This window comes from Microbacterium sp. K41 (genome assembly GCF_004794395.1).
In the GTDB taxonomy this organism is placed as follows: Bacteria; Actinomycetota; Actinomycetes; order Actinomycetales; family Microbacteriaceae; genus Microbacterium; species Microbacterium sufflavum.
Window position 1 is genome coordinate 1 of record NZ_SSDO01000310.1, and the last position, 6,690, is coordinate 6,690.

General features: G+C 70.4%; 7 protein-coding genes. 1 reads left to right on the plus strand and 6 read right to left on the minus strand.

The annotated features are described in order from the left end of the window. Positions 1-119: 119 nt before the first annotated feature. From DW309_RS09115 to DW309_RS09140, 6 genes are all read right to left on the minus strand, one after another. The gene (locus tag DW309_RS09115) at positions 120-746 is read right to left on the minus strand and encodes a flavin reductase family protein (RefSeq protein WP_136045188.1); all 627 of its coding nucleotides are present in this window, start codon (positions 744-746) and stop codon (positions 120-122) included. A 133-nt stretch (positions 747-879) separates the two neighbouring features. After that, positions 880-1,473, minus strand: a complete 594-nt coding sequence (locus DW309_RS09120) for a hypothetical protein (RefSeq protein WP_136045189.1) — start codon at positions 1,471-1,473, stop codon at positions 880-882. A gap of 43 nt (positions 1,474-1,516) precedes the next feature. Then, complete coding sequence (locus DW309_RS09125; protein WP_136032052.1) at positions 1,517-2,869, minus strand: dihydrolipoamide acetyltransferase family protein; 1,353 nt, start codon at positions 2,867-2,869, stop codon at positions 1,517-1,519. Positions 2,870-2,893: 24 nt separating this feature from the next. Beyond that, entirely contained in the window at positions 2,894-3,859 is a 966-nt protein-coding gene (locus tag DW309_RS09130; RefSeq protein WP_168387233.1) for an alpha-ketoacid dehydrogenase subunit beta, read from the minus strand. An 11-nt stretch (positions 3,860-3,870) separates the two neighbouring features. Continuing rightward, positions 3,871-4,998 (minus strand): thiamine pyrophosphate-dependent dehydrogenase E1 component subunit alpha, encoded by a 1,128-nt coding sequence (locus tag DW309_RS09135; protein WP_136032047.1) that lies wholly within the window; start codon positions 4,996-4,998, stop codon positions 3,871-3,873. 96 nt (positions 4,999-5,094) lie between these two features. Continuing rightward, positions 5,095-6,162 carry a histidinol-phosphate transaminase gene (locus DW309_RS09140; protein ID WP_136045190.1) on the minus strand — a complete coding sequence of 356 codons (1,068 nt, stop codon included), beginning with the start codon at positions 6,160-6,162 and terminating at the stop codon, positions 5,095-5,097. A 52-nt stretch (positions 6,163-6,214) separates the two neighbouring features. On the opposite strand from DW309_RS09140, the gene DW309_RS09145 reads away from it, so the two are divergent. Then, positions 6,215-6,619 (plus strand): phage holin family protein, encoded by a 405-nt coding sequence (locus tag DW309_RS09145; RefSeq protein WP_136032042.1) that lies wholly within the window; start codon positions 6,215-6,217, stop codon positions 6,617-6,619. The last annotated feature ends 71 nt before the right edge of the window (positions 6,620-6,690 follow it).

Here is a 6,690-nt window from a genome sequence, read left to right on the forward strand (position 1 = left end):
CGGTCCCCCTGCTCGCGGCCCGGCGCCTGCGCACGACCGCCTGATCCCGGGAACGGCCGGCCCCGGTGTCGGGTCGCTGAGCGCGGCGCTCGGCCAGGACGCGGAGCGGGGCCCGACGATCAGGACACGACGACGGGCTCGTCGAGGAGCGGCGCGCGGAAGTTGGAGCCTACGTGCGGCCCCTGGGCGAAGTAGTGGCGGAAGGCGTAGGAGAGCGGGTTCCACTTTTCCGTGTCGATTCGATCGGGCCCGTGCGTCTTCAGGATCTCCTCGTGCACGTGGACCCGCAGAACCTCCGCCTCGACCGCCAGAGCGTTGCCATCGTCGATCGGAACGACCTGCGCGACGCGCGCTTCGATCTGCACCGGGCACTCTGCGATCCGTGGCGGGACCACGGTGTCCGACGGGACCGGGCTGAAGTTCCCGAGGCCCCATTTGTCGCGCTCGTGACGATAGGCGGGAACCTTCTCGGCGGGAACGGGCGAACGCCCCGTGGTCGGCGCGATCGCCTCCACGGCGTACACGAGGTCTGCGGAGGGGAGGTTGATGACGAGGTCGCCGAGGCGCTCGATGTTCGCGGCCGCCTGTCCCTCCGAACCCAGCCCGAGCAGGTAGCGCGAGCCGAGGGCCCATGCGGACGAGATCGGGCTGATGTTGGACGACCCGTCGGGGTTGACCGTGGTGATCAGCGCGACAGGGGTCCCGAAGTACAACACCGGCAGGTCGACGCTTCGCGTAGTTCTCATCCGTCTATTCTCGTGGGCCCACGAGGAGCGCTGGCTCCTCCAGGACGGAGGCGCGGGCGTCTCACGGTCCGACACCCCGCCCTCCGCCCGTCTCAAGCGATTCGCCCGACGCACCGTAGGCGGGCGCCTCGCGTCAGCAGCCGAGGTTGTCGATGACGACGTACATCTTCTTGCCGTCCTGCGCCCACCCATCGGCCCGCGCGAGCGCAGCCTCCTGTGACTCGTACTGCCCCACCGGTCCCGGCTCGGAGATGACCCAGGTCGGCTCGAAGGCGTTGGAGACGGTCGAGAAGCTCAGGGCGCACTGGACCGCGGCGATACTGATCCCGCCGAGCTTCTCGGATTCCTGCTTCATGGTGTCGCTCAGACGCACCCAGTCCTCGGTGATCCGGTCCGACATCGTCCCGTAGGACTCCCCGGCCCCTGCCTTCACCTGCGCGTCGACCTCGGCCAGAACGGCCTCCGGGATCGGCTCGCCCCACTTCACGGCGTAGAACTCCGACGCGACCGGATACGCGCGGATGAGGTCGTCCGCCGCGTTGATCTCGGCCGCCTGCGCGGCGGTGAGCAGATCCCCGGCACGGATCTCGGGCGTCGGGGTCGCGGTCTCGACGGCGGCGGCGTCGTCCGCGGGAGCCGGTTCCGGTGCGCAACCGGACAGAGACAGGAGCGCCAGCGCTCCGATGAGGAGAACGGTCGAGGCGCGCTTCGTGCGGGGTGGGGTCACGGTCCCATCATGGCGTGAGCACCGCGACCCACCCGACCACACCTCAGTCCACGAGGAGCGCGGGCTCCTCCAGGACGGAGGCGACGTCGGCGACGAAGCGGCTCATGCCGTCGCCGTCGATCACACGGTGGTCGAACGAGCCGGCGACCGTGGTCACCCAGCGCGGACGTACCTCACCGTCGACGACCCACGGCTTCTGACTGATCGTGCCCATCGCCACGATGCCCGCCTCGCCCGGGTTGATGATCGGCGTTCCCGCATCCATCCCGAACACACCGATGTTCGTGATGGTGATGGTCCCGCCCTGCTGGTCGGCCGGAGGCGTCTTGCCCTCCCGCGCGGTCAGCGTCAGCCGGTTCAGGGCTCGGGCGAGCTCCTTCATGCTGAGGTCCTGGGCGTCCTTGATGTTCGGCACGAGCAGGCCGCGCGGCGTGGCGGCCGCGATGCCCAGATTCACGTAGTGACGGACGGCGATCTCGGCCCCGGCCTCCGTATCGATCCACGCGGCGTTGACCATCGGGGTGCGTCGCACCGCCCAGATCACCGCGCGTGCCATGAGCAGCAGCGGCGAGACCTTGATGTCGGCATAGTCCGGCGACGCCTTGAGGCGCTTCACGAGCTCCATCGTGCGGGTCGCGTCGACCTCCTTCCACACCGTCACGTGCGGGGCCGAGTACGCGCTCTGCACCATCGCCGACGACGTGGCCTTGCGCACGCCCTTCACCGGGATCGATTCGGTGCGGTCGTCGCCCGCCGCCGAGGGCCGGGTGGCCGTGAGGCCCCGCGCCAACCCGGACGGCGCCGCCGACGGAGCGGGCACCGTCTCCTCGCGCACACTCCCCCACTCGGGCGTCTCGATGTTGCGGAACACGCTGGCCTGCGAGGCGTGCTTCACCACGTCGTCCCGGGTGACCTCGCCGTCCGCACCCGTCGGGGTGACCGTGGTGAGGTCGACGCCGAGGTCGCGGGCGAGCTTGCGGATGGGCGGCTTCGCGATCACGCCCACCGACGACCGCACGGGGCGCTCGGCCGGACGCTTGCGACGCGACGTCGCCCCGCCGCCCGAACCGTAGCCGACCAGCACCGAGCCGCCACCCTCCTCGGGAGCGGGTGCTTCGGCCGTGACGACGGCGCCGGGACCGGCGTCGTCGCGGGCATCCGTCACGAACGTGATGATGGGGGTCCCGACCTCGACCGTCGCTCCCTCGTCGACGAGCAGCTCACCCACGACGCCCGCGTGCGGAGAAGGCAGCTCGACCAGCGACTTCGCGGTCTCGATCTCGCAGATCACATCGTTGATGGCGACCCGGTCGCCCGGTGCCACCTTCCACGCGACGATCTCCGCCTCGGTCAGACCCTCACCGACATCGGGAAGGGGGAAGTTCTGCGTGCTCATGCGTGATCCTCTCGTGGACCGGATTCAGTAGGCGAGGGAGCGGTCGACGGCCTCGAGGATGCGGTCGGCATCCGGCAGGTACGCGCCCTCCAGCTTGGCGGCAGGGAACGGCGTGTCGTAACCCGACACCCGCAGCACGGGCGCCTCGAGCGCATAGAACGCGCGCTCCATCACGGTCGCCGCGATCTCGCTGCCGAGGCTCGTGTGACCGGGAGCCTCCTGCGCGTAGACCATGCGGCCGGTCTTGCGCACCGAGCCCAGGATGGGGTCGTAGTCGACCGGCGACAGCGACCGCACGTCGACGACCTCGCAGCTCGTGCCCTCGGCCTCCGCGAGCGCCGCGGCCTGCAGCAGCGTGGTGACCATCGCGCCGTGGCCCACGAGGGTGACGTCGCTGCCGGTGCGCACCACCCGGGACGAGTGCAGCGGCACGGCCGACGCGTCGAGCTCGACCTCCCCCTTGGGCCAGTACCGGCTCTTGGGTTCGAGGAAGATCACCGGGTCGTTCGACGCGATCGCCTCCTGGATCATCCAGTACGCGTCGTTCGCGGTCGACGGCGACACCACGCGCAGACCGGGGGTATGCGTGAAGTACGCCTCCGGGCTCTCCTGGTGGTGCTCGACCGCGCCGATGTGGCCGCCGTAGGGGATGCGGATCACGATCGGCAGGCTGAGCGAACCCGCGTGGCGGTTGGTGAGCTTCGCGAGCTGCGTCGTGATCTGGTCGAACGCCGGGAACACGAACCCGTCGAACTGGATCTCGACCACCGGACGGAACCCGGCCATCGCCAGGCCGATCGCGGTGCCGACGATGCCCGACTCCGCCAGCGGCGTGTCCAGCACCCGCCGGTCGCCGAAGTCGCGCTGCAGGTGCTCGGTGATGCGGAACACACCCCCGAGCTTCCCGATGTCCTCGCCCATCAGGAGGACCTTCGGGTCGTCCTCCATCGCCTTGCGCAGCCCCGCGTTCAGCGCCTTGCCGAGCGGCATCGTCTCCAGGGTCACCGGGCGTCTCCTTCGAACGAGGCCTCGTACTGCGCGCGCCACGCCTTCTGCTGATCGATCAGCGGGTGCGGGTCGCTGTACACGTGGTCGAACATCTCGTCGGGGTCGGGCATGCCGAGGGTCACCGTGCGCGCGCGCAGATCCTCCGCGGCGTCGGCCGCCTCCGCGTCGACCTCATCGAAGAACCGCGCTGAGGCGCCGCGATTCTCCAGGAACGCGCGCATGCGCACGATCGGGTCGCGCCCCTCCCACATCAGCTCTTCGTCGTTGCCGCGGTACTTGGTGGGGTCGTCGCTCGTGGTGTGCGCACCCAGCCGGTAGGTCACGGCCTCGATCGCGCGCGGACCGCCACCCGCGCGTGCCTCGTCGAGCGCCACGCGGGACACCGCGTAGCTGGCGAGCACGTCGTTGCCGTCGACGCGCACGCTGGGAATGCCGTATCCGGCGCTGCGCTGCACGAGCGGCACCCGCGACTGCGTGGTCACGGGCACCGAGATCGCCCAGTGGTTGTTCTGCAGGAAGAACACCGTCGGAGCCTGGTAGCTCGCAGCGAAGACCATGGCCTCGTGCACGTCGCCCTGGCTGGAGGCTCCGTCGCCGTAGTAGACGATGACGGCCTCGTCCCGCTCGGGGTCGCCGGTGCCCGAGCGTCCGTCGAACGCGACCCCCATCGCGTAGCCCGCCGCGTGCAGCACCTGCGAGCCCAGCACCAGGGTGTACAGCCGCGTGTTGCCGTTCTTCGGGTCGGTGGGGTCCCAGCCGCCGTGCGAGACACCGCGCATCAGCTTGATGATGTCGAGCGGGTCGACGCCGCGGATGCGCGTGACCGCGTGCTCACGGTACGACGGGAAGATCGTGTCCTGCGCGCGGGCGGCGCGACCGGAGCCGACCTGCGCCGCCTCCTGGCCGCGGCTCGGGGGCCAGAGGGCGAGCTGCCCCTGGCGCTGCAGGTTCGTCGCCTGGGTGTCGATGGCCCGGATGCTCACCATGTCGCGGTAGAACTGCTCGAGCTCGGCGTCGGGGATCGCCTCGACGAGCGGCAGATACTGTTCGGCCTCCGCCGTGGGCGCGACCTTTCCGGTCTCGTCCAGCACGCGTACGAGGGGGGTCTCTGGGGTGCTCACGGGCCCCACGCTACCCGTGCCGGCATTCCGGGTCACGCATACCTAGGGCCCCCTCGTATCTTCGCGGAAGCCCGAGATTCCGCGGATCCCGGGGTGTCAGCGCTGGGCTGCGGCGACCTCCAGCACGAGGTCGAGCGACTCCTCCTCGCCGACCGAGATGCGGATCCCGTCGCCCGAGAAAGGCCGCACGATGAGGTCGGCGGCCACGAAAGCGGCGGCCACCTCGTCGGTGCGCTCCCCGGTGGGCAGCCACACGAAGTTGGCCTGCGAGTCGGGCACGCCCCAGCCGAGCGCGCGGAGCCCGGCCACCAGGCGCTCACGGCGCTCCACGATGACCGCGACGCGCTCGAGCAGTTCGTCCTCGGCGTCGAGGCTGGCGATCGCGGCGCTCTCGGCGGCGGACGTGACCGACAGCGGGATACCCGTGGTGCGTGCCGCGTCGAGCACCTTCTCGTGCCCGATCGCGTAGCCCACGCGGAGACCGGCCAGGCCGTACGCCTTGGAGAAGGTGCGGAGCACGACCACGTTCGGGTGCCGCTCGAACACGCGGGCGGCGAGACCATCGACGGCGTCGGGTGCGGTCACGAACTCGGCGTACGCCTCGTCGAGGATCACGAGCACGTCGGCCGGAACGCGGTCGATGAAGCGGTCGAACTCCGACGCCGTGATGATCGGGCCGGTCGGGTTGTTGGGCGTGCACAGGATGATGGCGCGCGTGCGGTCGGTCACCGCCGCGGCCATCGCGTCGAGGTCGTGCCGCGCATCGGCCGTGAGTGGCACCTGCACGCCGGTCGCCCCGGCCACGAGCGGCAGGCTCGGGTACGCCTCGAACGACCGCCACGCGTAGACCACCTCGTCGCCGGCCGACGCGGTCGCGAGGATCAGCTGGTGCAGGATCGACACGCTCCCCGAGGCGACGTGCACCTCGTCGGGCCGCACGCCGTAGCGCACACCGAGACGCTCCCGCAGCCGCCCGGCCGTGGCGTCCGGGTAGCGGTTGATCGGGGTGGTGCGCTGCAGCGCGTCGACGACCGAGGGCAGCGGCTCGAACGGGTTCTCGTTGCTGGACAGCTTGAAGGCCTCGGGCCCCGCCTGCTTCCCCTGCCGATACGGCGCGAGGGCGGCGATGGCGGGACGGATGCGGGGCAGGATGGGCTCAGTCACGCGTCGAGTCTAGGCTGACAGCTCACGGTCGCCGTGGGACACTGAACGGACTATGCGCTTCATCATCCGCGTCGTCGTCAACGCCTTCGCCATCTGGGTCGTCACCCTCATCCCGGTCCTTCAGGTGACCGTGACCGCCTTCCCCCCGGGAGAGACCCTGCAGCTCGTGCTCACGCTGCTCGCGGTCGGCGCGATCTTCGCCCTGGTGAACACCATCATCGGCACGGTCGTGAAGGTCGTGGCCTTCCCGCTGTACATCCTCACGCTCGGGCTCATCGGCTTCGTGATCAACGGCTTCCTGCTGTGGCTGACGGCCTGGATCACGAGCAGCTTCGGCTGGGGCCTGTCGGTCGGCTCGTTCTGGTGGGGCGTGCTGGCCGCCCTGATCATCTCGATCATCAACGGGATCTTCGGCGCCATCCTGCGTCCGCAGAGCAAGCGCTCGCGCCGCGACTGACGTCGGGCCGTTCGAGCCGCAGCCCCTCGGCGAGCGGCAGGGACGAGGTGCGGCGGCGGGCGTGACGCGGC